Source organism: Ancylobacter sp. TW_SC_1 (assembly GCF_056836805.1).
The window spans coordinates 2684180-2710128 of record NZ_CM166365.1; the positions used below are offsets into that span (position 1 = coordinate 2684180).

Consider the following 25949-nt stretch of genomic DNA (forward strand, 5'->3'; position numbering starts at 1 on the left):
CGCGCCTCCTGTTTCGGCCAAAGTCTCAGGCCACGCTTCGCGCAGGGGGCATCCCCGATGACAACGGCCGGTGACCCCGAATGGACGCGATCAAGACCGAGCGGCTGATCCTGCGGAATTTCCGGCCCGCGGATGCGCCCGACCTTCTGGCGTATCTGCGGGTGCCCGGCGCGAGCTGTTATCTGTCCCTCAGGCTGGACGATCTCGCGGCGGCGCAGGCCGAAGCGCAGGCGCGCAGCACAAGCGACGAACATATCGCCGTTTGCCTGGCGTCGACCGACAGGTTGATCGGCGACGTTTTCTGCATGCCGGAGCCTCCGGATACCTATTCCGTCGGATGGAACTTCAACGCCGAATTCGGCGGCGCCGGCTTCGCCACCGAGGCGGCGCGGGCGATGTTCGACTACCTGTTCGCGGTGAAGCAGGCCCGTCGTCTTTATGCCTATGTCGAGGAAGACAACGCCGCCTCGCAGCGCCTGTGCGAAAGGCTGGGGATGCGCAGGGAAGGACTGTTCAAGGAGTTCATTTCCTTCCGCCACGATGATGACGGCGCGCCGGTTTTCGAGAACACGATGCAATACGCCATCCTGCGAAGGGAATGGGCGGCAATGGACGAGCGCGTCCAGCGAGCCTCGCTTCCTCCCGGGCCGCTGGCGCCGCGTCGCCCCGGCGCTGAAGGGTGACGACAAGGGCGAAATCTAGTTCCGGCCGACCGAGAGCGGCGCCAGCACGTCGCCGAGCGACACCCACGCATTGATGTCTTCCTGTGCCTGGCGCTTGACGAAGCGGTAGCCGGTCTCGTGCCAGAGCACGATGGCGGCTTCCTGATTGTCGAGCACGAGGTCGCCGCGATCGGTCACCACGGTGAGGACGGCGTGGCCGTCGCCCTTGCGGTCGCGTACCACGGTGACCAGCAGCGTGTCGGCCGGCCAGCCGAGCCCGACCAGCGCGCGGCGCTTGAGCAGCACATAGTCCTCGCAGTCACCATAGCCGTCGTCCGGATAGGTCCAGCGCTCCACCTCGCCGTAATGATCGATGTCGGTCATCGGCTGGATGCGCTCGTTGATCTCGTCGTTCACCTTGCGCAGCTGGGTGAAATTGGCCTCGGTGAGCGCGACCTTGCCGCCGTTTTCCGTGCTTCCGCCGCAGTCGGCGGGGCTTTCCGCGCAGAACCTGACATAGCCGATCGGCACGCCGGTATGCGCGCCGACCGCCATGTTGGCGGCGAAGTTCGACAGCATCGCCACCTCTTCCTTCGCCATTGCTGGCCCGGCATCCGCGAAAAGCGTCGCCACAACTGCCAGCCCTGCCGCGAGAAGGGCCCGTTCGAGCCTCTTTTTCATCGCGCACCTCATTCCTGTCACTGGATGAGAGCATAGAGGCGAGGTTTTTATTCTGGTCTAAGCGATGTCGATGATTCGTAACAACGCTGGACAGGGAATGTTAATATGTTTTTTTATTGTCATTAACCAAACCAATAGGCAAACTGTTCATCAAGCCGCTTAAGCCGATGGCAAGGTCGCGCTGCTGCCCGACCGCGCCGCTATGCCTTGCCGCCGCGAGCCCGGCAGCCTATGTGATGCCCGTGCTCGAACCGCCCCGCCTTGCCGCCCAGAGACGCGAACCGATCCTCAACGTGCCGCCGGTGATCACCGTGCTGGCGGCGGTGATGCTGCTCATTCAGCTGGTGCGCGACTGGGTCGACCCGGAAACCGGCGTCGAGATCCTGGCGCTGTTCGCCTTCATCCCTGCGCGCTTCGATCCTTCCGTGCTCGCCGAGGGCGTGCTGCCGGGCGGCGTGGCGGCGGATGTGTGGACCTTCGTCACCTATGCCTTCCTGCATGGCGGCTGGACCCATGTCGGCCTGAACCTCCTGTGGATGCTGGCCTTCGGCACGCCGGTGGCGCGGCGCTTCGGCGTGGTGCGCTTCCTGCTGTTCTTCGCCGTCACCGCGGCGGCGGGGGCGGGGCTGCATCTGCTCACCCATGAGGGCGAGCTGGTGCCGATGATCGGTGCCTCGGCGGCGGTGTCGGGATTCATGGCGGCGGCGCTGCGCTTCATGTTCGCGCATGAGGGCTACGGCGCCTGGCGGCCCGACATGCTGGAGAACGCGGTGCACTATCCGGCCCCGCCGCTGGCCCAGGTGATGCGCGACCGGCGGGTCATCGGCTTCGTCGCGGTGTGGTTCGTCATCAATCTCGCCTTCGGCATCGGCGCGCCGGCGGGCATTGTCGACGGCAGTGTCGCCTGGCAGGCGCATATTGGCGGCTTCATCGTCGGTCTGCTGCTGTTCCCGTTCTTCGATCCTGTCGGACGCACGCCGGACGACCGGATCTATTCGCGCCGCGCCGGCCGCTGAGCCCGCCGGAGACGGCTCCGCGCCGGAGCCTCTTGCCTGCCGTTGCGTTAAAGCGGATCATCCACCTTCAAGGCTCGCCCGCTCGCGGCGGGAAGAAGCCAGGAAGAGCGGGCGATGGGTGCGGAGCGCGTGCCGTCTGTCCCGCCCAAGCCGGGAAGGAGGCATGCATGACGGTTCGAACGATTTTGGATGAGAAGGGCTTCGACGTTCAGACGATCGGCCCGCAGGCCACGCTGCGCGAGGCGACGGAGCTGCTCGCGGAGAAGCGCATCGGTGCCATCGTGGTGACGGATGCCGAACGTCGTGTCGTCGGCATCCTGTCGGAGCGCGACGTGGTGCGCGTGGTCGGCATGGACGGGCCGACGCGGCTCGACGATCCGGTCTCTTCGGTCATGACGGCCAAAGTCGTCACCTGCGACGGCAACGAGACCGTGCACCAGATCATGGAACAGATGACGGCCGGGCGCTTCCGCCATTTGCCGGTGGTGCAGGACGGCAAGCTGGTCGGCATCATCTCGATCGGCGACGTGGTGAAGCATCGCCTCGCGGAAATGGAGCGCGAGAGCCACGCGATGCGCGAATACATCATGTCGGCGTGAGTCGGCGCACAGACAGGCCGATACCGGCTGGTCGTCCCGGACGGCCGCAGGTCGATCCGGGATCGTCGCGTGGAGAGCGCAGGGCGATCCCGGCGCTCCGGCTTCGCCTGCGGCCGGGATGACGGCGTCATAGAACCGCCGGCCGCCTTAGAAACGCGGCGTTTCGGTCTTCTTCGGCGTGCCGTACACCGTTTTCGGGTCGAACAGCCTGCCGGCGTCGTTGACGCTGAGCTTCAGTTCGGGCGAGGGCGCCGCGCCGAGCGGCACCGAGCGGAAGAAACAGGAGCGATGCCCGGTGTGGCAGGCCGCGCCGGGAACTCCCGGGCCAAGGCTCGGCATGCGCACGCGCAGCACCACGGCGTCCTGATCACAGTCGACGCGCAGCTCGACCAGCTTCTGGACGTGGCCGCTCTCCTCGCCCTTCTTCCACAGCCGGCGGCGCGAGCGGCTGAAATAGTGCGCCTCACCGGTTTCTATGGTGAGTGCCAGCGCCCGCGCATCCATGTGCGCGACCATGAGCACGGCACCGTCGTCGGCATCGACGGCCACCGCGGTGACGAGCCCGTCAGCGTCGAATTTCGGGGAAAGGCGGTCGCCCTCCTCGATCTCGGCATTGCTGCCGCGCGGGGAAAAGGGGAGGTCGGTCACGAGAAGCAGCGGCGGGCGATCACGGACGCATCCCGCGCAGCAGGCTCATGAAGCGAACCTGCTCCTGCGGGTCGTCGCGGAAGATGCCGGTGAACTGCGAGGTGACGGTCGAGGCGCCCTGCTTGCGCACGCCGCGCATGGCCATGCACATGTGCTCCGCCTCGATGAGCACGGCGACGCCGCGCGGCTTCAGCACTTCGTCCATCGCCGTGATGATCTGCGAGGTCAGGTGCTCCTGGGTCTGCAGCCGGCGGGCGAACAGATCGACGATGCGGGCGATCTTCGACAGGCCGACGACGCGCTCCACCGGAAAATAGGCGACGTGCGCCTTGCCGACGAAGGGCACCATGTGGTGCTCGCAGTGCGAGTGGAACTCGATGTCGCGCACCATCACCATGTCGTCGAAATTGCCGATTTCGCCGAAGGTGCGGTCGAGGATGTTGTCGGGATTGGCGCGGTAGCCGCTGTAGAATTCCTCATAGGCGCGCACGACCCGCTTGGGCGTGTCGAGCAGGCCCTCGCGTTCCGGGTCGTCACCGGCCCAGGCGATCAACGTGCGGACGGCCGCTTCGGCCTCCTCGCGGGAGGGGCGACGGGCGGCGGACGCCTCGATCTCGTTCTGGGCACTACGCATCAGCGACTTAAGCACGGCATCCATGACGAACTCCGTTCGACGGCGTATCTCATCCCGGACGCCGAAGCGTCGCCGGTCCAACTCGCCATACGTGCCATCACCCGGTACGGATCAGTGACGCGTTCCAAACATAACCGCCCTGCACGAGCGCCGGAAGAGCCATCCGGTTGTCGCTTTCGCAGGTCGACCACCGCACCTATATATGGAGGCATGGGCTGGCTGCAATGCGGGCAAAGGGCGTCTTTGCGAGGACGAACGGACGAGGCATGCTGAACGAAATCTACAATCGCCGCATACTTGAACTGGCGGCCGATATACCACGCCTCGGCCGCCTTGCCTCGCCCGACGCGTCGGCAACGGCGCATTCCAAACTTTGCGGCTCCACCGTCACCATCGACCTCGCCATGCGCGACGGGGTGGTGACGGACTTCGCCCACGAGGTGCGGGCCTGCGCGCTCGGGCAGGCCTCCTCCTCGGTGATGGGCAGCCTCGTCGTCGGCTCGACCGCGCGGGAACTGCGCGAGGTGCGCGAGGCCATGCGCAGCATGCTGAAGGAAAACGGCCCGCCGCCCGGCGGTCGCTGGGCAGAACTCGCGGTGCTGGAGCCGGTGCGCGATTACAAGGCGCGCCATGCCTCGACCCTGCTGACCTTCGACGCGGTAGTCGACGCGCTCGACCAGATCGAGGCGCGCCGAGACAGCCAGGCGGCCGAGTAGGGCGCGGATCGCGTCCCGGCCGTCGTCATCCCGGACGGCCACAGGCCGATCCGGGATCGCGGGCAGAACGGAGAGCGATCCCGGCCCTGCGGCTGCGCCTTCGGCCGGGATGACGCTATGAGGGAAGGCTCAACGTTCGGTGAAGAAGGTGAACAGCACTTCGCCCTTGGCGCCGGTAAGGCACAGGAAGCGGTTCGCGGTATCGGAGCGGTCGCGTTGGATATAGGCCTCGCCCATGATCACGCCCTTGACCGCCGTGTCGCCGAGCTTGGCGTCGGCTTGGGCGATGGTGAGCCCGTCGACGTCCATGTAGATGTCGTCGATCGAGGGGGAGCGCTGCTTGAGCTTCTTCAGTGCCTCGGCCTTGCAGGCGGCGACGCGCTGCATGTCGGGATCGACCTCGGGCGAACTGGCGGCGGATTCGTCGGGTTGCGTGCCGCCTTCCGGGCCGGGCGAGGTGTGCGTGCCGGCCGGCGGCTGCTGGGCGAAGGCCGGGCTGCTGGCCAGGGTCAGGCAGGCGGCCAGCACCACGGTACTCCAGTTCCACTCGGCCATCGGCGCGTTCTCCCCATGCGGGTCGGACATGACCCGCGTCTGGGCAACGCGCCGGACTCTCACAGGTTCCCGGTTAGGGGCGAGAGACGATGAGCGCGGGGCGTGTCATCGCGCGTCTGCCGCGCCTTGCGCTGCGCGTGCCGATCCTCGTCTATCGCTATACGTTCTCGGCCTTCATGGGCCGGCAGTGCCGCTATCTTCCGACCTGCTCGGAATTCGCCGAGGAGGCCATCGAGACCCATGGCGCCTGGGCCGGCGGCTGGATGGCGGCCGGGCGCGTGTGCCGCTGCCATCCGTGGGGCGGATCGGGCTATGAGGCCGTGCCGGTCGAATTGCCGCCAAAAGCCGTGTGGTATATGCCGTGGCGCTACGCGCGAACCCCGAAGACGGAGGGCGCGCGCGACGATTGACCAACAAGCCTACTGACAAATCGCCTACCTGCGTGGTTCGCAGGAGTGGGCAGGAGAAAAGCCAGATGTCCGATATCAACCTGACCTTTCCCGATGGCGCTGTCCGAGCCTATGCCTCCGGCACCACGGGCACCGAGGTCGCCGCCTCCATCGCCAAATCTCTGGCGAAAAAATCGCTCGCCATGAAGCTCGACGGCGAACTGAGCGACCTTTCCGATCCCATCACCCGCGACGCGAAGTTCGAGCTCGTCACCCGCGAGAGCCCCGAAGCGCTCGAACTCATCCGTCACGATGCCGCGCATGTGCTGGCGGAAGCCGTGCAGACCCTGTGGCCGGGCACCCAGGTGACCATCGGCCCGGTGATCGAGAACGGCTTCTATTACGACTTCTTCCGCAACGAGCCGTTCAATCAGGACGATTTCGTCGCCATCGAGAAGAAGATGCGCGAGATCATCGCCCGCGACGCGCCCTTCACCAAGGAAGTGTGGGACCGCGACGAGACCAAGCGCGTCTTCAAGGAGAAGGGCGAGGCGTTCAAGGTCGAGCTGGTGGACGCGATCCCCGCCGACCAGAAGATCAGGATCTACAAGCAGGGCGAGTGGTTCGACCTCTGCCGCGGCCCGCACATGCCGAGCGTCGGCAAGGTGGGTGACGCCTTCAAGTTGATGAAGGTAGCCGGCGCCTATTGGCGCGGCGACGCCAAGAACCCGATGCTGACCCGCATCTACGGCACCGCGTGGCGCACCCGTGAGGAACTCGACGCCTATCTCCACCAGCTGGAGGAAGCCGAGAAGCGCGACCACCGCCGGCTCGGCCGGGAGATGGACCTGTTCCACTTCCAGGAGGAGGGGCCGGGCGTCGTGTTCTGGCACCCCAAGGGCTGGAACCTGTTCCAGAACCTCGTCTCCTATATGCGCCGCCGTCTCGCCGCCGACTATGCCGAGGTCAATGCCCCGCAGGTGCTCGACAAGTCGCTGTGGGAGACCTCCGGCCACTGGGGCTGGTACAAGGACAACATGTTCAAGGTGCAGCCGGCCGGCGACACCGAGGACAATGACCGGGTCTATGCGCTCAAGCCGATGAATTGCCCCGGCCATGTGCAGATCTTCAAGCACGGGCTGAAGAGCTACCGCGACCTGCCGATGCGCCTCGCCGAGTTCGGCGCGGTGCACCGCTACGAGCCTTCCGGCGCGCTGCACGGGCTGATGCGCGTGCGCGGCTTCACCCAGGACGACGCGCACATCTTCTGCACCGAGGAGCAGATGGCAGCCGAGTGCCTGAAGATCAACGAGCTGATCCTCTCCACCTATGCCGATTTCGGCTTCGAGGAGATCGTGGTGAAGCTCTCCACCCGGCCCGACAAGCGCGTCGGCTCGGATGCGGTGTGGGACCATGCCGAGGACGTGATGGGGCGGGTGCTGACCCAGATCGAGGCCGAGTCCGGCGGCAAGATCAAGACCGGCATCCTGCCGGGCGAGGGTGCCTTCTACGGCCCGAAGTTCGAATACACGCTGCGCGACGCCATCGGCCGCGAGTGGCAGTGCGGCACCACGCAGGTCGACTTCAACCTGCCGGAACGCTTCGGCGCCTTCTATGTCGACGCCGACGGCCAGAAGAAGACCCCGGTGATGATCCACCGCGCCATCTGCGGCTCGATGGAGCGCTTCACCGGCATCCTGATCGAGCACCATGCCGGCCATTTCCCGCTCTGGCTGGCGCCGGTGCAGGCGGTGGTGGCGACCATCACCTCCGAGGGCGACGACTATGCCGAGGAGATCGTCGCGGCGGCGAAGAAGATGGGGCTGCGCGTCGAGCGCGACCTGCGCAACGAGAAGATCAACTACAAGGTGCGCGAGCACTCGCTGGCCAAGGTGCCGGCGCTGATCGTCGTCGGGCGCAAGGAAGCCGCCGAGCGCACCGTCTCGATCCGCCGGCTCGGCTCGCCCAACCAGACCACGCTGACGCTGGACGAGGCGCTGGCCTCGCTGGTGGCGGAAGCCAGCCCGCCGGACCTGCAGCGGGACTGAGGGCTTCAGCCTCTTACACCGCGAGGACCGGGCCCGGTCCGGTCCTCCACGCCTTAGCTGAGGTCAAAGTCGTGGATCCCCGGGCCGATCCCCGGGGATGACGGCGCTCGTGCGGATGAGGCCGCTGAAGAAGCGTCATCCCGAGGCGCCCGGCGCCTGTGCGCGTCGAGTCCGGCCGCCGGCTGGTACCTCGGCATGACGGGGCAAAGATGGCCCCGGTTGCCTTTCACTTCTCCGGCGTCTCGGCGGGCCGGACCGGGGCGGGCGCGGGCGGTGCCGGTGTCACCGTCGCCGGTGGCGGCGCGGTATAAGGCAGGGTGTTCCGCCTCTGGCTCGGATTGCTGGTGGCGCCCGGCACGTTGAGCCGGCGCTGCTGCGGCGTCCAGTAGGACGGGCCCTGCATCAGGTTCTGGCTGTTCGGCTGAACCGAATCGCGGCGTGGCGGCATGGACTGCACCGGCCTTGTCTGAATCTGCGCGAGGGCCGCGTTGCCCGTGATGTCCAGCATCAATAGCAGCGCGGCGGTTGGGATGATCTTCATCGGTGAACGTCACGCCTCCCTGATCCCCTATTTAGGCGCCCGTGGGCGGCACCGCCATGGCCGGCGCCAAATGGGCGCATCACGTTGCGGGAGGCGTCGCGCCGGGGGCGATCGGTGCAATATTTGTCGCGGCACCCCCGTCCGGCGGCGTTGCTATGGCGGGTCATTGTGTGGATAGTCCGCGCTTGCCCCGCATCGGCCTGCCTCGCATTGGCGTGCCCGGCGCCGGGCAGTGTCGGGGTCGGAGCACGGTGGAAGCGGGATCATGACGGACCAGAACGCTGCGATTCTGGTGGTCGACGATGTCGCGGAGAACCGGGACCTGCTGATACGCCGCCTGAGGCGGCTCGGATTCTCGCACATGGACGAGGCCGAGAACGGCCACCAGGCGCTCGCCGCGATCGACCGCAAGGCCTACGACCTCGTCCTGCTCGACATCATGATGCCGGAACTCGACGGTTTCGGCGTGCTCGATCAGCTCCGCGCGGACGGGCGCATCAATGATCTGCCGGTCATCGTTGTCTCGGCGCTGAACGAGATCGAGCCGGTGGTGCGCTGCATCGAGCTGGGCGCCGACGATTTCATCTTCAAGCCGTTCAACCCGACGCTGCTGCGCGCCCGCGTGCTCGCCACGCTGGAGAAGAAGGGCCTGCGCGACCGCACGCGCGACGAGCTCAAGCGCAAGCAGGCCGAGCTGGCCGAGGCGCGCACCCTGCAGCTGGCGCTGGTACCGCCGCCCTTCGCCGGCCCGTTCGGCGGGCGCAGGCTCGCCATCGACGTGCTGCTGGAGCCGGCCAAGGAAGTCGGCGGCGATCTCGTGGATTATTTCCCGGTCGGCGACACGCATATGGTGCTGGTCGTCGGCGACGTCTCCGACAAGGGGGCGGGCGCGGCGCTGATGATGGCGCGCACCCATTCGATGTTCCGCTCGCTCGGCACGCGCCCCGACGCGGCCGAACTCTTCGCCGATCCGGCACGCGCGGCGGGGTTGGTCAACGACGCGCTGGCGCGAGGCAACGCGTCCTGCATGTTCGTGACGCTGCTGCTGGCGGTGCTCGACGTGGCGAGCGGCACCCTGGCCTATGTGCGCGCGGGCCATGTGCCGCCCTATCTGCGTGCGGTCGACGGAACGGTGTCGCGGCTCACCGCCGCCGGCGGGCCGGCGCTCGGGGTGATGGAAGAGTTTGCCTTCGGCGCCGCCTCGATCACGCTGGCGCCTGGCGAGCGGCTGATGGTGGTGACCGACGGGCTGACCGAGGCGCACGATCATGCCGGTGACCTCTATGGCGAGGAGCGGGTCGGCATGTTTCTCGCCGCGCTCGGCGAGGAGAAGGAGCCGCTGCCGCGCCTCGCGGCGGGGGTGCGGGCGTTCGAGGCCGGGCTGCCGGCCTTCGACGACATGGCGGCGCTGCTGCTGACGCTGGATCCGCCCGGCGCGGCGTGAGGGGACGAGAGGAACGGATGACCGAGGACGAGTGGGTGAGCGAGGCGACCTTGCTGCGCGCGACGCTGGAGAACATGTCGCAGGGCGTCGCCATGTACGACGCCCGGCACCGGCTGGTGACGTGGAACCAGCTGTTTCGCGACTATCTCGACATGCCGGAGGAGTTCCTCGGCACCGAGCACACCTTCTCCGACTACATCCGCTATCTCGGCGCGCGCGGCGAATTCGGCGACGTCGACATCGAGACCGCGCTCGCCCAGCGCCTCGCCCAGCTGGAGACGCCGCACCGCTTCGAGCGCACGCGGCCGGACGGCACCATCCTCGAAGTGCGGCGCGATCCTGTGCCGGGCGGCGGTTTCATCGCCATCTACACCGACATCACCGAGCGCAAGCTCGCCGAGATGAAGCTGCGCGAGGACGAGGAGCAATTGCGCGCCATCGACGCGGCGGCGCCGGTCGGCCTCGTCATCATGGATTTCGCGCACAACGTCATCCGACATTCCAATGGCTGTTTCGGCCGCCTGATCGGCCGCGACGTCGCCACGCTGATCGGCCAGCCGGTCTCGGTGTTGCTCGGCGATGCGGAAAAAGGCCGGCAGCTCGTCGACGTCCTCACCAGCCCGTCCACCGAGCGGCAGGAGTTCAACCTGCCGCATGCGGACGGCTCGACGATCTCCACCATCGTCTCGCATGAGCGGCTCGACTTTCGCGGCACGCCGGCGGTGATCGCCACCTTCGTCGACATCAGCGACCGCGTGCGCATGGAGCATCAGCTGCGCGAGGCCAAGGAGGCGGCGGAATCGGCCAGCCAGGTGAAATCGGCCTTCCTCGCCAATATGAGCCACGAGCTGCGCACGCCGCTCAACGCCATCATCGGCTACAGCGAGATCCTCTCCGAGGACGCCGCCGACAATGGCGACACCGCCATGGTCGCCGACCTCGACAAGATCCAGGCGGCCGGCAAGCACCTTCTGGGGCTGATCAACGACATCCTCGACCTCTCGAAGATCGAGGCCGGGCGGATGGACGTCTATCTCGAACAGGTGTTCCTGAGCCGGATGGTCGACGAGGTGAAGACCATCGTCAGCCCGATGATGCAGAAGAACGCCAACCAGCTGGTGATCGACTGCCCGATCGACATCGGCACGCTGCGCACCGACCTCACCAAGCTGAAGCAGAGCCTCATCAACCTGCTGAGCAATGCCGCCAAGTTCACCAAGGACGGCACCGTGACGCTGCGCATCTCGCGCGACAGGATGATCGACGGCTGCAGCGCCATCCGCTTCGATGTCACCGACAGCGGCATCGGCATGAGCGAGGAGCAGATGGGCCGCCTGTTCCAGGCGTTCACCCAGGCGGATTCCTCGACCACCCGCAATTTCGGCGGTACCGGGCTCGGCCTCACCATCACCAAGCATTTCGCCGCCATGCTGGGCGGCACGATCTCGGTAAAGAGCGAGGCGGGCAAGGGGTCGACCTTCACCATCGAGCTGCCGGTCGAGACGCATGTCGCGCCCGCCGAGAGCGGTGCGGCGGACATCGTCGATCCGGGCGCTCCCTCCGAGCCGGGCGCGATCACCGTGCTGGTGGTCGACGACGACCCGGCGGTGCATGAAGTGCTCGCGGCGACGCTCGGCAAGGAGGGCTACCTCCTGCGCCACGCCCGCGACGGCATCGAGGCGCTCAACATCATGCGCAAGGAGCCGCCGGACATCGTCACGCTCGACGTGATGATGCCGAAGATCGACGGCTGGTCGGTGCTCGGCATCATGAAGTCCGAGCCCGAGCTGGAGCATATCCCGGTCATCATGCTCACTATCGTCGACGACCGGAACCTCGGCTATTCGCTCGGCGCGTCGGAATACATGACCAAGCCGGTCGACCGGCAGCGGCTGATCGCGCTGATCCACAAATTCGCCCCCGGCGCCGACGAGGGCGTGGTGCTGGTGGTGGACGACGACCCGCAGGTGCGCGCCATGGTGCGTACGACCATCGAGGGCGCCGGGCTCGCCGTGGCCGAGGCCGGCAACGGGCAGGAGGCGATCGGCTGGCTCGATGCTCACCATCCGCCGTCGCTGGTGCTGCTCGACCTGATGATGCCGGTGATGGACGGCTTCACCTTCCTCGAAAAGGTGCGGGCGGTACCGAAATATGCCGAGCTGCCCATCGTCGTGCTGACCGCCAAGGAACTGACGGATCACGAGCGCGATTTCCTGGCGCGCAACACGCTGCTGATCCTCAACAAGAGCGCGCAGCCGATCGGCACGCTCGGTTCGGCTCTGGCGCATATCGCCGGTCGCGGCCATTGAACGGAGCGGGAGCGATGGCGAAGATTCTTCTGGTCGAAGACAATGAGATGAACCGCGACATGCTCTCGCGGCGGCTCGCACGCAACGGCTTCGAGGTGGTGATCGCGGTGAACGGGCAGGAGGGCGTCGATCTCGCTCTGTCGGAGAAGCCGGCGCTGATCCTCATGGACATGAGCCTGCCGGTGCTCGACGGCTGGGAGGCGACGCGCCAGGTGAAGGCCCATCCCGAGACCGCCGGCATACCGGTGATCGCCCTCACGGCCCACGCCATGGCCAAGGACCGCGAGGACGCCATGGCCGCCGGCTGCGACGACTTCGACACCAAGCCGGTGGAACTGCCGCGCCTGCTCGGCAAGATCAAGGCGCAGCTCGGCATGGCCGAGTGAGCGGGCCGCAGCGGGCGTGCGTCTTGTCACCGTCCCGTCATATGACGACCCGATAACGGCGTACGTCTTGCCTATCCCGACTCGGCCGGCGTTTCGTCGGCCGGATTTTTTCAGGCGTGATTTCCCCAGGCGTGCTTGTCCATTGAAGGGCCGTCCCGTGTCCGTTCGAAGCAGAGAGTAGTCGGGCGTATGGCGACGATCGCGCTTCTGCTGAGCGGCCTGGGACTCTTCTTCATCGGCGTCCGGGGGCTTTCGAGCAACCTTGTGCCGCTGGTCGGGCGCCGCGCGCGCGCGGCCTTCGCCCACGCGCTGCGCGGGCCGTTCAGCGTCGCCGTCAACGGCACCATCGCCGGCATGGTGACGCAGAGCTCGACGGCGGTGTCGTGGATCGTCGTGTCCTTCGTGCGCGGCGGCGTGCTGACCGACGGACCGGCGCTGCTGGCACCGACCTGGGCGAATGTCGGCACCTCGCTGCTGCCGCTCATCGTCGCCATCGACACCTCGACCGTCGCGGGAATCGTGATCGGCGTGGTCGGCTTCGCCACCTATTTCCGGCTCGCCCGCGGCGACCGCATGCGCAACGTGCTGGAGGCGGCGCTTGGGGCGGCGCTGCTGCTGTTCGGCATGCATCTCGTCTCCGTCGCCGTCGGTCCTATGCGCGAGGCGCTGATGCACCATCCCTGGTGGGATTCGGCGGTGCAGAACCCATGGCTCCTGGCACTGCTCGGCGCCGGCTTCTCGGTCGCGGCGCAGTCCTCCTCGGTGGCGGCGGCGCTGGCCGTGGCGGCGGTCGGCGGCGGGCTGCTCGACCTCTGGTCGGCGTTGCCGCTGATCGCCGGGGCCAACGCCGCCGCCATGATCAACAACGCGGCGCTGATTCCGGGCGAGACCAGTCCTGGCCGCGTCGTCTTCAGCCTGCAGGTGGTGCAGAAGGCCGGCGGGTCGATATTGCTGGCGGCTCTCGCCCTCTTTGCCGCCTGGCGCCCGGACGCCATGGCGGCGCTGCTCGGGCCGGAAGGACACGATGTCGGCGCCGAGCTGGCGCTGGTCTTCCTCGCCGCGCAGATCGGCGGTGCGACCATCGCGGCCCTGATGCAGAAGACGACCCGCCGCATCGTGGCGCGCCTGCTGCCGATGGACGCGGCCGAGACGCTGTCGCAACCTGCCTTCCTGATGCGCGAGGCGCTGAACGACACGGCGGCCGCGCTCGACCTGTCGACCCGCGAGGTGGCGCGCCTGAGCGCGCGGCTGCCGCAGCTGCTCGAGCATGTGCGCGAGGAGGGCGACGTCTCCGTGCCGCCGGCGCCGGTGCTGCGCGCCGCCGGGTCGAGCCTGTCGGGTTCCATCAAGTCCTACCTCGCCTCGCTGCTCGACGCGCATCTCGCGCGGGACCAGGTGGCGGTCGCGCTGCTGCTCGACGACGCGGCGACCAATGCCGGGGCACTGCATGAGGCGGTGGCGGACTATGCTCTCGAGGCGGCGACGGCGCGCGACCTGCCGACGGCGCAGCGGCTGACCGAGGCGCTGCATCTGCTGCTCGGCGCGGTGGCCGAACATGCGGAGAGCCTCGGCGCGGAGGAGCCGGACCTGGTGCTGAGCCTTCTGGGCCATCGCGACCATCTGATGGAGGAACTGCGCCAGCGGCTGTCCTCGCAGCAGGAGATATCGACCCAGGTGCAGAACGCGCTGTTCCGCATGACGGTGCTGTTCGAGCGCATCGTCTGGCTGGCACGCCGGCTGGTGAACGACTTTACCCAGGTGCACCGCGCGCTGAACGCCTCCTGAGACCTCGTCAGGCGGCGAGGGAAAAGCCCAGCCGGAGGACGTTGCGTCCCCCCGCTCGCTCATAGGCGAAGCTGTCGCTGAGGGTCCGCACCAGATGCACCCCGAGCCCGCCGATGCGGCGGTCCTCGACCGTGCCGGTGACGTCGGGCGCGGGGGCGGCGAAGGGGTCGAACGGCTCGCCGTCGTCGCTGAAGACGAGTTCGAGCCGGTCGCCGACGCGCCGCACCCGCACCTCGATCTCGCCGTCACGGCCGTCGGGATAGCCGTAGTCGACCGCGTTGTTGAAGAACTCGTCGACCGCGAGCTGGAGCCGGTAGGCCGGCGTCGGCGCGATGCCCGCCTCCGCGACGAAGGCCTCGATCCGGTCGATCAGCCCATCGAGCTGGCCCAGATCGTTCCTGAGGCGGATGTCGAGCTCAAGGTCGGTCATGGCCCGTTCCGCCGGTCCGGCTGGCTGGGTTCGGTCAGACTAGCGTGGCGAGTGCCGCCTCGCGGTTCTGGTGGATCGGGATGAGGGTCGAGAAGCCGCTGACGTCAAACACCTCATGCACCTGCGGAACCAGGCCGCAGACGGCGAGCGTGGCGCCCGAGCTGCGCGCCAGCTTGGTGGCCTTGAGCACCACGCGCAGACCCGCGGAGCTGATGTAGGTGAGTTCGGCGAAGTCGAGCAGGACGACGCTGCCGTCGCCCGGCACCGTCGCGAGGAACTCGTCCAGCTTGGGAGACGAACTGCTGTCGAGCCGTCCCTTCACGGTTGTGACGAGGACATTGCCCTGGACGATGCGGTCGATATGTATCAAGGCCCGGCTCCAGAAATACCGTTACGGCAACGCGTAAACGACGGCCCGCGCCTCTCGGCGCGCCTGCCAGCCACTCGCGTGAGGATCGCCCCAGAGTTATCGGCAAAGCTGAAATGGCGCAAGCGGAGGGCCTGCCGTCGGACCCCGGCCCCGCCTGGACCCGGGCCCCACTTAGACCTGGTCAGTGCTCGAAGCGCATGGTCAGCATCTGACGCTCGCCATCCTTGGCGAGCACCAGCTTGTCGGCGCGTTTGCTCAGCATATAGCCGACGAAGCGGGCGACGGCCTGCGCGTCGCCGAGCAGGTCCTCCGGCGCCGGGCGATGGGTGGGAATCTCGATCGCCTCGCCCTTGTAGAGCAGGCTGACGTCGAAATTGTTCTCGTCGAAGTGGGCACGCATCTCCAGACTCTCGGCGACGCCGGTGTCGAGCAGCATCTCCACGCCCTCGGCGACGACCGGAATGGCGACAGCGACGACGTCGCGCCGCGCGCCCCACAAATCGCCCTGGCGTTCGAGGAATTCGGTCGTGACGGTGAACGGATTGTCGCCGACCGCGACCTGGCGCGAGGCTTCCTGGCGGATGCCGATACGGAAGAACAGGTTCAGCGCGATGGCGACGCCGGTGGAGACGGACAGCGGCGATTCGAGGATGGGCTGCATCCATTCCGGCGTGCTGTGCACGAGTTCGGGCAGGATCGCCACGGCGAGGCCGGTGAGCACGGCGAGGCCGACCGTGAAGATGCGCCGGTCGCTGAGGCGCCGGGAAAGGATGAGCTCCATGCCCGCCACGATGAGGAAGGCGGCGGCATAGATCAGGATCGCGCCGATGACCGGGGGCGGGATGATGGTCAGGGCGGCGATCAGGCGCGGCGAGAATGCCGCCAGGATTATCACCACGCCCGACACGGCGCCGACCCGCCATGCCGTCGTACCGGTCGCAAAGGCGATGCCGATGGCGGCGGAGGACGAGGCGCTGGCGAAGCCGCCGGTGACCGCCGTGCCCATATCGGCGATGGTGTTGGCGCGGATGGCGCGGCCGGCCTGCAGGAGATCGGCGCGGCGCCAGTCCGCATCGTCCATGCGCTGCATCGACACGACGGTGCCGAGCATGTCGACCGCAGAGATCACGCCGGTGAGGATGGCGGCGGGAACCAGCGCCCAGGAAATGAAGCTGATGCCGGGGAAACCGAGCTTCGGCAGGTCGACGAAGGGCAGGGAGGAGAAGTTCTGCGCCGGCACCGGGGCAACGCCGACATAGGCCGCGAGCGCCCAGCCGACCCCGGCGCCGATGGCCACCGCGAACAGCCGCAGGAGGCCGCGCGAGAACACGGCGAGCAGGATGATGATGACGAGCGCCACCAGGCTGACCATCGGGTAGCGCAGGTCGATCGCGTGGCCGCCTTCGGCGCTCAGGCCGAACACCCGGCGCAGCGCCGGTTCGGCCAGCGCCACACCGAGCATGGTGACGGCGACGCCGCAGATTTCCGGTGGGAAGACCGCGCGCAACGCGCCCATGAAGCGGGACAGCGTGAGCTGAGACACGGCCGCGATGAGGCTCATGCCGGCATAGAGCGCCGGGCCGCCGGCCGCCAGCGACTGCACGGCGAGCGGCAGATGCGCCATGTTGGGAATCTGCACCAGCAGCATGCCGGCGCCGGGCCGGGGCAGGCACTCCACCAGCGTCGCGAGCCCCATGAAGATGATGCAGCTGGTGATGAATATCTGCGTATCCTCGAAGGACAGGCCGGCCTCGACGGCGGCGACCAGCGGGTAGACGAGGAAGAGCAGAGCGAGGGTCGCGTGCTGCACGCCGAGAACGATGAGCGTGCCGACCGGCGGTTTCTCGTCGACCGAATAGAGAATGTTGGAAGGCTTGCGCGACATAAGAGGGAGCTGACCAAAGGAAGGAGGGGCGACGGACGCCGCCATCGCCGGTCCCGTCTCGAAGCGGCGGATTTCTCAGCGGGTCGGTACCGTTGCGTGGGGAATCCGATGAGTGACTATGGAACCTCGACCGGTGGCGGGCAAGAGTGGCGGTATCCGGCTTCGGGCGAAGGCGGAGCACTTCGGTCCGTTCAAGTGTCCGGCATCGACGCGGGACCGCCTCCGGACCGGCAGGACGCGCCGGGGAGGGCGGTGTCGGCCGTCTCGATCACGAAGCGGCCAGTATCCGGCCACGACGAAGCAGTGCCGAGCCCGACCGGAATGGCAGGGCTCCGGAGGGGGCCCCGGGGCGGCGGTGCTGCCGGCGCCATCGGCCGGGAGAATATCCTCATTCGCCGAAGAGACTGTCCGTCGCGGTGATGAGCCCGATCTGGGGATTGGCGGCACAGTAGCCGGCGAGCTTCTCGGCGTTCTGCACGAACGCATCCGTGTCGATGACCGGCGGGGCGTCCTCGTCCTTGTAGTAGCCGTCGAGCCACGACAGGATGACCGATATCGTGGTCTTGTCGCTGTTGATGAACTGCTCGCAGGTCATCGTCGACAGGTCCCATTTTTCAGCCGCGGCAGGGGTCAGGCTGGCCATCATCGCCACCACGGCGATCACATATTTCATGGGCTCGTTTCCACACGGTTGACTGCGGCAACTGTCCGAGGCGCCAGCATTGCGCGCCGATTTCATCCTGCGCCGGGCGTCGCGAAATTACCATGACGGAAATGGCCGGCAATCCGGCTTCGTCATCTGCGAGGGCTGCCGACCTTGCGCGCGAAGCGATGGGCAGGAATGGCGCCTGACGGGTGCGGATCGGACCTTCGGGAGCGCGCAAGCCGCGCGAGCGATCAGGCCGGCTTTCACGGCCCGACAGGATCGGCCGCCCCCTAAGAAGCGGTCCTCCGCGAGGCCGCGCTCGAGCCTGAAGGGATTGTCGTGAAGCTCCGGCAGGTGGACGTTCCGATGTCACGGGGTGAAGGCCCATGGGTGAGTTTCTTCTGTCTGCCCGCGAATCTGTAGGCCTGCTGCCAGACCCGGGCGCCGTTGGGCTTCACGAAAAGATAGAGGCCACCACCGTCGGAAAGTTTGTATTCGCCTGCCCGGCCTTTGGCCGTCCGGCACGCTGCATCTGACAAGGCCATGTTCGCCATCCCTGCTGATTGCTGGGATCAGCAAAACATGGGCTGCAGGCCAATAAATTCGCGGGATGGGGTGGCTCTGGCTGATCCTGGCTGGGAAAGCGAGCGGAGGCTGGAAATGAAACTATTCAGCAATTTCAATGGGGTAGGGGAATGATCTGGGAAGATCTGAGCCGCCCCGGAAACGGGGGAGTGGCTCCCTGAGCAAGCAAAAAATACTCACGACAGTGTATTCAAATATATGTGATAAGTATTTTGATCGAATAGGCGAGGCCAACAGATAGGCCAACAATTTCAATGTACTATCTGAAATGGGCTGATTTCCCATGGGACGCTACGTGATTCTGGCTGGGGTGCAATGGGCAATTCAAATTTCTGCTGCGAGGCGCGGCATGATTTGCAGGGGGCGCTGGGTTGACTGGCCGTGTCGGCCGTCAGTTAGGTGCTGGTGGCTGACGAAAGCGCACACCTATCCTGCCGTCAGACTCGGAAATAAATTCAATACCCGCACGCTCCAAAGCGCTTCGGAGTTTCGCGTTCGTTATTCGACGTCCGCCTAATGCGCCGTCTTCAGCTTCTAGACGAGCAAGCGTCGGCTCGGACACACCTGACGCCTGAGCCAGGTCGGCCTGTGACCAATCCAGCAGAGCACGTGCCGCTTTGACCTGTCTCGTTGTAATGAGCTCAGGGCTCGGCTCTTGATCCTGAGTTGACACGCGGCGAGTCCTAATTGATATTATTTCTATCGTTTAGACGGCCGAACTAAGTACGGTAACACTCAGTCCGGCCTGACCACAACCCAAGCTGTGTGGAGCTCGGATCATGGCTGATTCTGAGACTAGCACGAGTCTGTCCCGACCATCCCGGAGGGACGTTCTCTCTGCCGCCCTGGCGACGGTCGGCGGCTCTTCCTTTAAAAGTTCAGCTGCAGCCGCGTCGCACGATGGCGGCATGTCGGATGCCGCCATCACTGCATGGAAAGCGTGGCGCACCGCGCATCGGCGCACGCTCGCTCTGTGCCGAAAACAGCAGCGACTGGAATCCGAACTCGCGCGGACGGTTGGGTTTCCGCAGGTGGTTCTTGCCGCAGCCGAGTTAGCGTCGCCCGTGCGGATCAGCTCGCTGCGGCAGCTCGATGAGCTTGCAGCCGATCTGCCGTCGCTCTGCTCACAGCGCGAAGAAGTCGCTGCCGCGCTGCGCGCGCATCAGCAGCGTTGGGACGAGGCGGATCGCACTGTCGGCTACTCCGGCACCAGAGAGGAGGAGGGGGCGGCGTCCACTGATGAAGAGCGCCTGATCGCGAGGCTCTTTGCAGCGGAGGCCACCTCTCTCAGCGGCCTCTCCGCGAAACTCGACGTTCTGATCGCCGTCGGCGCTGATGGCGCGGAGGGGCGGCATTTCCCGTGGCCTGAACTGCGGCGCATCCGCTGGGATGTTGCGCGCTTGATTCAGCTGCAACGTCACGATGCAGTCGGAGACATTACTTGAAACAGAATTGTAAGGAGCCGGATCGCGCAGGACTAGAGGTTCGCTGCGACGACGACGAATGGCCGGTTTGGGGCCGGGAGCGGACTGGCCGGTTTTGGCTACCGCTCGGCAGATAGCTGCCGTTCTGCATCCAATAGTTTGGCCTGCGACGACAGCGGAAGGCGCTAACTAGCCTTCCGCCCGTAATTCGATGACGCTCTCACCGCTTGATCGGCGCGCGCCCCGAACAATCTCGGATCCGTGGTGTCGCTGACCCCGTGCTTGCGACACAGGTCCGAGACCGGCAGCAGCTCATGATGCCTATACTCAATACTGGAGCGTTCGTGGCGCGGCATCATGAATATCGGGTTGGTGAATAGTCCTTGTAATTAAGCTCGGGCTCTTTGCTGTTGATCAAGTCGGCAAGGAAACGGGCGGAGCCACAGGACATGGTCCATCCCAGCGTGCCGTGTCCTGTGTTCAGATAGAGGTTCGGATAGCGTGTCATTCCGATGATCGGGGTGCCGTCCGGTGTCATCGGGCGAAGCCCCGTCCAGAACGTCGCCTGCTTCTGGTCGCCCGCGCCGCCGAACAGATCCTCCACTGAATATTCCAGCGTTTCGCGGCGAGCAGGCGGAAGGTCGGTCGAGAAGCCGGCGATTTCCGCCATGCCGCCTACTCGGATTCTGTTGCCAAGCCGCGTGATGGCGATCTTGTAAGTCTCGTCCATGACGGTTGAGAGCGGTGCCCGCGCCTCGTCGACGATAGGCACAGTGATAGAGTAGCCCTTCACCGGATAGATTGGCAGCTTCAATCCCAGCGGCGCTAGGAGTTGCGGTGAGAAACTGCCAAGCGAGACGATGATGAGATCGGCGCTCACATCGCCGGTGCAGGTCTCGACCGCGGAGACCTTTCCGCCCGTGATCTTCAGGCTTCGAATGTCGACGCCATAGCGGAAGGTCACGCCCAGTCCTTGAGTGATGTTCGCGAGGGCATTGGTGAACTTGAAGCAGTCCCCGGTCTCGTCGCCCGGAAGACGCAGTCCCCCGACTATTTTTTCCGCCGCAGGCGACAGTCCCGGCTCCGCCGTGACGCAACCGGCGCGGTCCAGCAATTCGAAGGGCACGCCGCCCGCCTTGAGGACCTCGATATCCTTGCCGACGCCGTCGAGCTGCTTGGCGGTGCGGAATACCTGCAGCGTGCCCTGCACGCGCTGGTCATAGGCGATGCCGGTTTCAGCGCGGAGCTCCATCAGGCAGTCGCGGCTGTATTCGGCGAGGCGCACCATGCGCCCCTTGTTCACCGCGTAGCGTTCGGCCGTGCAGTTGGTGAGCAGCGACAGCATCCAGCGCCACGTGGCAAGGTCGGTCTGCAGCCGGATGATCAGTGGCGCGTGCTTCATGAGCAGCCATTTCAGCGCCTTCTGTGGAATGCCGGGTGCCGCCCAGGGCGCGGAATAGCCCGGCGACACCTGACCGGCATTCGCGAAGCTGGTTTCGAGCGCGGGACCGAGCTGGCGGTCGAGCACCGTGACCTCATGGCCAGCCTTTGCGAGATAATAGGCGGCGGTGACGCCGATGACGCCCGACCCGAGTATGACGATGTTCATGACGGCCTCTGGTTGTTCTCTCGCCCGCCCTTCAGCGATAGACGCGGTGGTAGCGGCTGCCGAGGGAGGTCAGGATCTCGTAGGAAATGGTGCCAGCGTCCTGCGCGAGGGCTTCCAGCGACTGGTGTGGACCCACGATCTCGACGAGGCTGCCGAGCTTCAGCGTCCCTGCCGGGAGGGCGGTAATGTCGAGCGTCAGACTGTCCATCGAGACCCGCCCAACCATGGGAAGCTTCACCTCGCCAAAGTAAGCCGCGCCACGATCGCCCAAAGCGCGCGGCAGCCCATCGGCATAGCCGGCGGCGATGGTCGCGAGACGGGTCTCTCCCGCAGTGACATACGCGCCGCCATAGCCGACGCGAGCGCCTTCCGGCACGGTGCGGGTCTGCACCACGCACACGTCGAGCCGCACGACCGGTGTCATAGGATTGGACACGCCCGCGCTCGGCGCGCCGCCATAAAGCGCGATGCCGGGCCGAACCAGCGCGCCGTGATAATCGGCCCCAAGGAAGATGCCACCTGAGTTGGCGAAACAGGGCTCGGTGCCGGGGAAGGCGGATGCGAAGCGGCGCATCGTGGCGAGTTGGCCGGTGTTCTGCGCGCTTTCCGGATCGTCCGCGCTGGTGAGATGGCTCATGGCATAGAGCACGCGTACACCGGAGAGCCGCGATGGCTGCGCCAACAGCGTCGCGAGGTCCTCAGGAGCAAGGCCGAGGCGCGACATGCCGGTGTCGAACTGGAGCAGGGCGGGGAGCGCGGTCTTCCGCGCATGCGCCGCGCGCGCCCAGTTGTCGATCTGCTCCATGCTGTTCAATACGGGGACTATGCCCGCCTCGGCGCAGGCCATTTCGGCCCCGGCTTGCAGCCCGTTGAGAACGTAGATCCACGCGTCCGGCCCGAGAATGGGACGGATCTCCCGCGCTTCGCTGAATTGGGCAGTGAAGAAGTCGCGGCAACCGGCGGAATAAAGCGCGGGAGCTACTCGCGAGGCTCCAAGCCCGTAGGCATTGGCTTTCACCACGCCCGCGACACGCGCGCTTCCCACCCGTTGCTGGAGCAGTCGATAATTTGTGGTCAGAGCTCGCAGGTCAATGGTGAGGATGCCCGGCGCGGTATCGGCCGCTACACGCTGTTCTGAAATGTCGCTGAACATCGCCAGTCCCCTCGCGAACCCAATCGATGGAGAAATCTAGCGCAGGATTGGTGGATATGGCGGTCGAATAGTGCACACTTATTGCGACGAATACTCGAATATGATTGAAACGCTCAGGTTTTGAACGGATCTGCCATGAGCGCCCTCGACGCCACCGACCAAAACATATTGCGGCTCCTTCGTCTGGATGCGCGGATGAGCACGGCGAAGATCGCTGGCGAGGTGGGGTTGTCGCCGTCCACTTGTCAGCGTCGCATCAAGATGATGGAGCGCAGCGGAGCCATCCGCGGCTACACGGCGCTGGTCGACCATGCCACGCGCGACGCGGCGATGGCGGTTATCATCTCCATCACTTTGGAGAGGCAGACCGAGGATTACCTGAAGCGCTTCGAAGCCGCCGTGCGCTGGCACCCAGAAATTCAGGAGTGCTATCTCATGACCGGCGGAGCGGATTATCTACTGCGTGTCGAGGTCGAGAATGCCGCCGAGTTCGAGCGCATCCATACCGAGATACTCTCGACCATGCCGGGCGTGCTGCGCATCCAGTCCAGCTTCTCGATCCGCAATGTCCTCGGAAGCCGGCGCATGAGGCGCTAGCGGGTGCTTCGTGCTCGGCCTTTCGGCGCCTGTCTCGCGCGCCTCAGGCCCGTTTCGCGGCGAGATCGATAGCCTCGTCGATCAACCCGTCCGCCCCGAGATGGTTGATGAGGATCAGCACCAGCCGGGCGTTCAACGCGGCGCTTTCCGCCTCGTCGAGCCCCTTATGGGCCGCCAGAAGGCGCGCATATACGTCGTCCGGCCGGCGCAGATTTGACGTGATGATCAGCATGGCGACCTCATGAGAGTGCAAGAGCGCGGGCGAGCGCAGCCGTGAGCGCGGCGTGATCGAAATCGACCCAGCGCGCGACGACATGCTGATCCGGGCGGATCAGATAGACCGCGCGATCCGCGTCTCCCAGCAGGCGGCTGCGCAGGATCTCATTACCCACCGCCGACAGCGAAAGACGATTTACACGGATGCCGTGGAGGAGAAGCGTCTCCGGCACGTCCGTATCGACGGCCAGCAGAGTGAAGCCCTGCGGCAGCCGCGACAGCAGCCACCCATCGGCAGTCGGCGCATCGGGCAGCGGCGCGCCGGGGCGGGTGCGGACGGGCAGGGTGTCGTGATCCCCGCCATTCAGGGATCCTCCATCATAGACGCAGGGCACGGAAAGGCGGCCCGAGTTGACCAGCACGCGCGCGAAAGGCAGGGTTTCGGCGAGGTCCAGTACCGCATCGCGGAACAGCCTCGTGATCGGCGTGTCCGGCGAGATGAAGTCGCTCGAGCGGGACGAATGGAGGATGTTCTCGTCGGCCCCGGTGATACGTTCCTCGCTGTAGCTCTCCAGCAGCCGTGTGTCGGCACGCCTGTCAATGACCAGCTTGAGCTTCCAGCACAGATTATCCGCGTCCTGTATGCCGGAATTAGCGCCGCGTGCGCCGAACGGGCTCACCTGATGGGCACTGTCCCCGGCAAACAGAACCCGGCGATACAGGAACGCGCTCATGCGCCGGCACTGGAAGCTGTAGATCGACGTCCACGTCACCTCGAACTCGACATCCGGGCCAAGCATGGCCGCGACGCGCGCGCGAACGCGCTCCGGCTCCAGCTCGCGTTCGCGGTCGATGTCGCGGCCAAGCTGGAAATCGACCCGCCAGATTCCATCGGGCTGGCGATGCAACAGCGCGCTGTCGCCGGACTTGAAATAGGGCTGGAACCAGAACCAGCGCTCCGTCGGGAAATCGGCGGCCATCCTGACGTCCGCGATCAGGAAATGGTCCTCGAAGGCGCGACCGGGGAAGTCCAGACCCAGCATTCCGCGCATCGGCGAGCGCGCGCCGTCGCAGGCGACGACCCAGTCCGCGTCGATGCGGTACGGGCCGTCCGGCGTTTCAACGGTCAGCCGCGTCCGATCGTCCAGCGTCTCGACGGCGCTGACCCGGCTGCCGCCGCGTATGTCGATGGGCGCTCCCGCCGCGCGAAGCTCGGCGATGCGGTCGTGCAGGAACTTCTCGAAGTAAGGCTGCTGAAGGTTCACGAAGGCCGGAAAGCGATGTCCTTCTTCGGCCAGCAGGTTGAACTCGTAGACCAGCCTGTCGTGCCGGAAGACCTTGCCGACATTCCAGACGACGCCCTTGTCGAGTATCGGGCCGCTGGCGCCAAGGCGCTGGCAGATTTCGAGCGTCCGCTTGGAGAAGCAGATCGCCCGGCTACCCGTGCTCGCGCCCTCCTGATCGTCCAGAAGCAGCACGGGGGTGCCTTGAAGCCCAAGATCGAGCGCCACCGCCAGGCCAACGGGGCCGGCCCCGATGACGACGACGCTCTTGCGCGTCGGCTCCGGCGTGTCCTGGTCGGCGGACCTCTCATAGGGATAGAGGCGGAACGCCAAGTCGTGGCGTCGCGCGGCAGCTTCCTTCATCGTTTCCCCCTCGGCTCAGGTTTCTCAGCCCTGAAGCTCGTTCCACATTTTCAGGTCGCGTTCGGCGGTCCAAATCCGTGGATGGTCGATCCCGCGCGCTTCGTCGAAGGCGCGGCTGACGTTGAACGGCAGGCAATGCTCGTAGATGGCGTAGTCACGGAACAGCGGGTCGCAGACGGCACGCACGGCGTCCCACGCCTGCTTCAGCGTGCCGTCGCGGGCAGCTATCCGGGCGGCCGGCTGGAAGGTCGCTTCCAGGAAGTGACGGGTCCGGTCGATGGCGCTGCCCACATTGGCGGGGCCGATCACCGCGTCGCCGCGGCCTGGCGCCAGTGCGTCGAGGTTGAAGGCGCGAATGCGCTCGAGCGTCGGCCCCCAGTTGCGGAAATGACCATCTCCGCAGTAGCAGGCCGCGTGCGCCTCCACGATGTCGCCGGTGAACATGACGTTCTGGTCCGGCACATGCACCACGATGTCGCCCGCCGTGTGGGCGCGGCCGAGATGGAGCAGATCGACACGTCGTCTTCCAAGGTAAACGGTCATGCGGTCGCGGAAGGTGGTGGTGGGCCAGGTGAGGCCGGGAATGTCCTCATGCCCCTGGAACAGGCGTGGAAAGCGCTGGAACTCGCTGGCCCAGTCCTCGCTCCCGCGCTCAGCGATCATCGCGCGCGCGACCTCGCCCATGAGGATCTGGCCGGCGGGAAAAGCGGACGCGCCGAGCACCCGCACCGCGTGATAATGCGTCAGCACCACATGGGTGATGGGTTTGTCAGTGACCCGGCGCACCTCCTCGATGACACGCGCCGCAAGGCGTGGCGTCGCCTGGGCTTCCACGATCATCACGCTGTCGTCGCCGATGATCACGCCCGAGTTGGGGTCGCCCTGTGCGGTGAACGCATAGATGCCCTCGCCGATCTCGGTGAAGCTGGTGGTCTTTTCCGTCAGGTCTGCCTGCGAGGCAAAGGCCTTGGCCAT

General features: G+C 66.2%; 28 protein-coding genes. 12 read left to right on the plus strand and 16 right to left on the minus strand.

Translation table 11 applies throughout. From position 1 onward, the window contains the following. Positions 1–80 precede the first annotated feature (80 nt). Positions 81–683: a GNAT family N-acetyltransferase gene (locus AC1PZ7_RS12390; protein ID WP_482355528.1), complete on the plus strand. Its 603-nt coding sequence runs from the start codon at positions 81–83 to the stop codon at positions 681–683. A gap of 15 nt (positions 684–698) precedes the next feature. Here AC1PZ7_RS12390 and AC1PZ7_RS12395 read toward each other — a convergent pair whose 3' ends face one another. Continuing rightward, entirely contained in the window at positions 699–1343 is a 645-nt protein-coding gene (locus AC1PZ7_RS12395) for a transglutaminase-like cysteine peptidase (RefSeq protein WP_482355529.1), read from the minus strand. 236 nt (positions 1344–1579) lie between these two features. On the opposite strand from AC1PZ7_RS12395, the gene AC1PZ7_RS12400 reads away from it, so the two are divergent. Together AC1PZ7_RS12400 and AC1PZ7_RS12405 are read left to right on the plus strand one after the other, a co-directional pair. Then, the gene (locus AC1PZ7_RS12400) at positions 1580–2359 is read left to right on the plus strand and encodes a rhomboid family intramembrane serine protease (RefSeq protein ID WP_482355530.1); all 780 of its coding nucleotides are present in this window, start codon (positions 1580–1582) and stop codon (positions 2357–2359) included. Positions 2360–2526: 167 nt separating this feature from the next. Next, entirely contained in the window at positions 2527–2958 is a 432-nt protein-coding gene (locus AC1PZ7_RS12405) for a CBS domain-containing protein (RefSeq protein WP_482355531.1), read from the plus strand. A gap of 147 nt (positions 2959–3105) precedes the next feature. Here AC1PZ7_RS12405 and hisI read toward each other — a convergent pair whose 3' ends face one another. Both hisI and folE read right to left on the minus strand, forming a co-directional pair. Then, positions 3106–3606, minus strand: a complete 501-nt coding sequence (gene hisI, locus AC1PZ7_RS12410) for a phosphoribosyl-AMP cyclohydrolase (RefSeq protein ID WP_482355532.1) — start codon at positions 3604–3606, stop codon at positions 3106–3108. 19 nt (positions 3607–3625) lie between these two features. Further along, positions 3626–4264 carry a GTP cyclohydrolase I FolE gene (gene folE / locus AC1PZ7_RS12415; protein WP_482355533.1) on the minus strand — a complete coding sequence of 213 codons (639 nt, stop codon included), beginning with the start codon at positions 4262–4264 and terminating at the stop codon, positions 3626–3628. Positions 4265–4506: 242 nt separating this feature from the next. Between folE and AC1PZ7_RS12420 the strand changes: the two genes are divergently transcribed. Further along, a complete protein-coding gene (locus AC1PZ7_RS12420; protein WP_482355534.1) occupies positions 4507–4956 on the plus strand; it encodes an iron-sulfur cluster assembly scaffold protein in 450 nt (149 codons plus the stop codon). A gap of 129 nt (positions 4957–5085) precedes the next feature. Here AC1PZ7_RS12420 and AC1PZ7_RS12425 read toward each other — a convergent pair whose 3' ends face one another. After that, positions 5086–5541, minus strand: a complete 456-nt coding sequence (locus AC1PZ7_RS12425; protein WP_482355535.1) for a hypothetical protein — start codon at positions 5539–5541, stop codon at positions 5086–5088. A gap of 59 nt (positions 5542–5600) precedes the next feature. Here AC1PZ7_RS12425 and yidD point away from each other — a divergent pair, with 59 nt between their 5' ends. Together yidD and thrS are read left to right on the plus strand one after the other, a co-directional pair. Next, positions 5601–5921, plus strand: coding sequence for a membrane protein insertion efficiency factor YidD (gene yidD, locus AC1PZ7_RS12430; protein ID WP_482355536.1), 321 nt, complete (start codon positions 5601–5603; stop codon positions 5919–5921). Positions 5922–5986: 65 nt separating this feature from the next. Beyond that, positions 5987–7948, plus strand: a complete 1962-nt coding sequence (gene thrS / locus AC1PZ7_RS12435; RefSeq protein ID WP_482355537.1) for a threonine--tRNA ligase — start codon at positions 5987–5989, stop codon at positions 7946–7948. Between the two features lie 226 nt (positions 7949–8174). On the opposite strand, the gene AC1PZ7_RS12440 is transcribed toward thrS, so the two are convergent. Beyond that, the gene (locus tag AC1PZ7_RS12440) at positions 8175–8489 is read right to left on the minus strand and encodes a hypothetical protein (RefSeq protein ID WP_482355538.1); all 315 of its coding nucleotides are present in this window, start codon (positions 8487–8489) and stop codon (positions 8175–8177) included. Positions 8490–8754: 265 nt separating this feature from the next. Here AC1PZ7_RS12440 and AC1PZ7_RS12445 point away from each other — a divergent pair, with 265 nt between their 5' ends. The 4 genes from AC1PZ7_RS12445 (at position 8755) to AC1PZ7_RS12460 (ending at position 14413) form a co-directional block, all read left to right on the plus strand. Next, positions 8755–9933, plus strand: a complete 1179-nt coding sequence (locus AC1PZ7_RS12445) for a PP2C family protein-serine/threonine phosphatase (RefSeq protein WP_482355539.1) — start codon at positions 8755–8757, stop codon at positions 9931–9933. Positions 9934–9950: 17 nt separating this feature from the next. After that, the gene (locus AC1PZ7_RS12450; protein ID WP_482355540.1) at positions 9951–12242 is read left to right on the plus strand and encodes a response regulator; all 2292 of its coding nucleotides are present in this window, start codon (positions 9951–9953) and stop codon (positions 12240–12242) included. 14 nt (positions 12243–12256) lie between these two features. Then, on the plus strand, positions 12257–12628 hold the full coding sequence (locus AC1PZ7_RS12455) for a response regulator (RefSeq protein WP_482355541.1): 372 nt from the start codon (positions 12257–12259) through the stop codon (positions 12626–12628). Between the two features lie 189 nt (positions 12629–12817). Further along, entirely contained in the window at positions 12818–14413 is a 1596-nt protein-coding gene (locus tag AC1PZ7_RS12460) for a Na/Pi symporter (protein ID WP_482355542.1), read from the plus strand. 7 nt (positions 14414–14420) lie between these two features. On the opposite strand, the gene AC1PZ7_RS12465 is transcribed toward AC1PZ7_RS12460, so the two are convergent. The 6 genes from AC1PZ7_RS12465 to AC1PZ7_RS12490 all read right to left on the minus strand — a co-directional run bounded on the left by AC1PZ7_RS12465 (position 14421) and on the right by AC1PZ7_RS12490 (position 19002). Continuing rightward, complete coding sequence (locus AC1PZ7_RS12465; RefSeq protein ID WP_482355543.1) at positions 14421–14843, minus strand: ATP-binding protein; 423 nt, start codon at positions 14841–14843, stop codon at positions 14421–14423. A 34-nt stretch (positions 14844–14877) separates the two neighbouring features. Then, positions 14878–15213 (minus strand): STAS domain-containing protein, encoded by a 336-nt coding sequence (locus tag AC1PZ7_RS12470; protein WP_482355544.1) that lies wholly within the window; start codon positions 15211–15213, stop codon positions 14878–14880. A 181-nt stretch (positions 15214–15394) separates the two neighbouring features. Continuing rightward, positions 15395–17098: a uracil-xanthine permease family protein gene (locus AC1PZ7_RS12475; protein ID WP_482355545.1), complete on the minus strand. Its 1704-nt coding sequence runs from the start codon at positions 17096–17098 to the stop codon at positions 15395–15397. Between the two features lie 388 nt (positions 17099–17486). After that, positions 17487–17771, minus strand: coding sequence for an HdeA/HdeB family chaperone (locus AC1PZ7_RS12480; protein ID WP_482355546.1), 285 nt, complete (start codon positions 17769–17771; stop codon positions 17487–17489). Between the two features lie 263 nt (positions 17772–18034). Continuing rightward, a complete protein-coding gene (locus tag AC1PZ7_RS12485) occupies positions 18035–18298 on the minus strand; it encodes an Arm DNA-binding domain-containing protein (RefSeq protein WP_482355547.1) in 264 nt (87 codons plus the stop codon). A 422-nt stretch (positions 18299–18720) separates the two neighbouring features. Further along, complete coding sequence (locus tag AC1PZ7_RS12490; protein WP_482355548.1) at positions 18721–19002, minus strand: helix-turn-helix domain-containing protein; 282 nt, start codon at positions 19000–19002, stop codon at positions 18721–18723. Between the two features lie 235 nt (positions 19003–19237). Between AC1PZ7_RS12490 and AC1PZ7_RS12495 the strand changes: the two genes are divergently transcribed. Beyond that, the gene (locus tag AC1PZ7_RS12495) at positions 19238–19774 is read left to right on the plus strand and encodes a hypothetical protein (RefSeq protein ID WP_482355549.1); all 537 of its coding nucleotides are present in this window, start codon (positions 19238–19240) and stop codon (positions 19772–19774) included. A gap of 334 nt (positions 19775–20108) precedes the next feature. On the opposite strand, the gene AC1PZ7_RS12500 is transcribed toward AC1PZ7_RS12495, so the two are convergent. Together AC1PZ7_RS12500 and alr are read right to left on the minus strand one after the other, a co-directional pair. After that, positions 20109–21362 (minus strand): D-amino acid dehydrogenase, encoded by a 1254-nt coding sequence (locus tag AC1PZ7_RS12500; RefSeq protein ID WP_482355550.1) that lies wholly within the window; start codon positions 21360–21362, stop codon positions 20109–20111. Between the two features lie 31 nt (positions 21363–21393). Next, positions 21394–22515, minus strand: coding sequence for an alanine racemase (alr, locus tag AC1PZ7_RS12505; protein WP_482355551.1), 1122 nt, complete (start codon positions 22513–22515; stop codon positions 21394–21396). A 135-nt stretch (positions 22516–22650) separates the two neighbouring features. Between alr and AC1PZ7_RS12510 the strand changes: the two genes are divergently transcribed. Then, positions 22651–23112, plus strand: a complete 462-nt coding sequence (locus AC1PZ7_RS12510; RefSeq protein ID WP_482355552.1) for an Lrp/AsnC family transcriptional regulator — start codon at positions 22651–22653, stop codon at positions 23110–23112. 43 nt (positions 23113–23155) lie between these two features. On the opposite strand, the gene AC1PZ7_RS12515 is transcribed toward AC1PZ7_RS12510, so the two are convergent. From AC1PZ7_RS12515 to AC1PZ7_RS12525, 3 genes are read right to left on the minus strand one after another with little or no spacing between them, the layout of a single operon-like run. Next, entirely contained in the window at positions 23156–23344 is a 189-nt protein-coding gene (locus AC1PZ7_RS12515; RefSeq protein WP_482355553.1) for a DUF2783 domain-containing protein, read from the minus strand. Positions 23345–23351: 7 nt separating this feature from the next. Then, positions 23352–24974, minus strand: coding sequence for an FAD-dependent oxidoreductase (locus tag AC1PZ7_RS12520; protein WP_482355554.1), 1623 nt, complete (start codon positions 24972–24974; stop codon positions 23352–23354). A gap of 24 nt (positions 24975–24998) precedes the next feature. Beyond that, positions 24999–25949 (minus strand): MBL fold metallo-hydrolase, encoded by a 951-nt coding sequence (locus AC1PZ7_RS12525; protein ID WP_482355555.1) that lies wholly within the window; start codon positions 25947–25949, stop codon positions 24999–25001.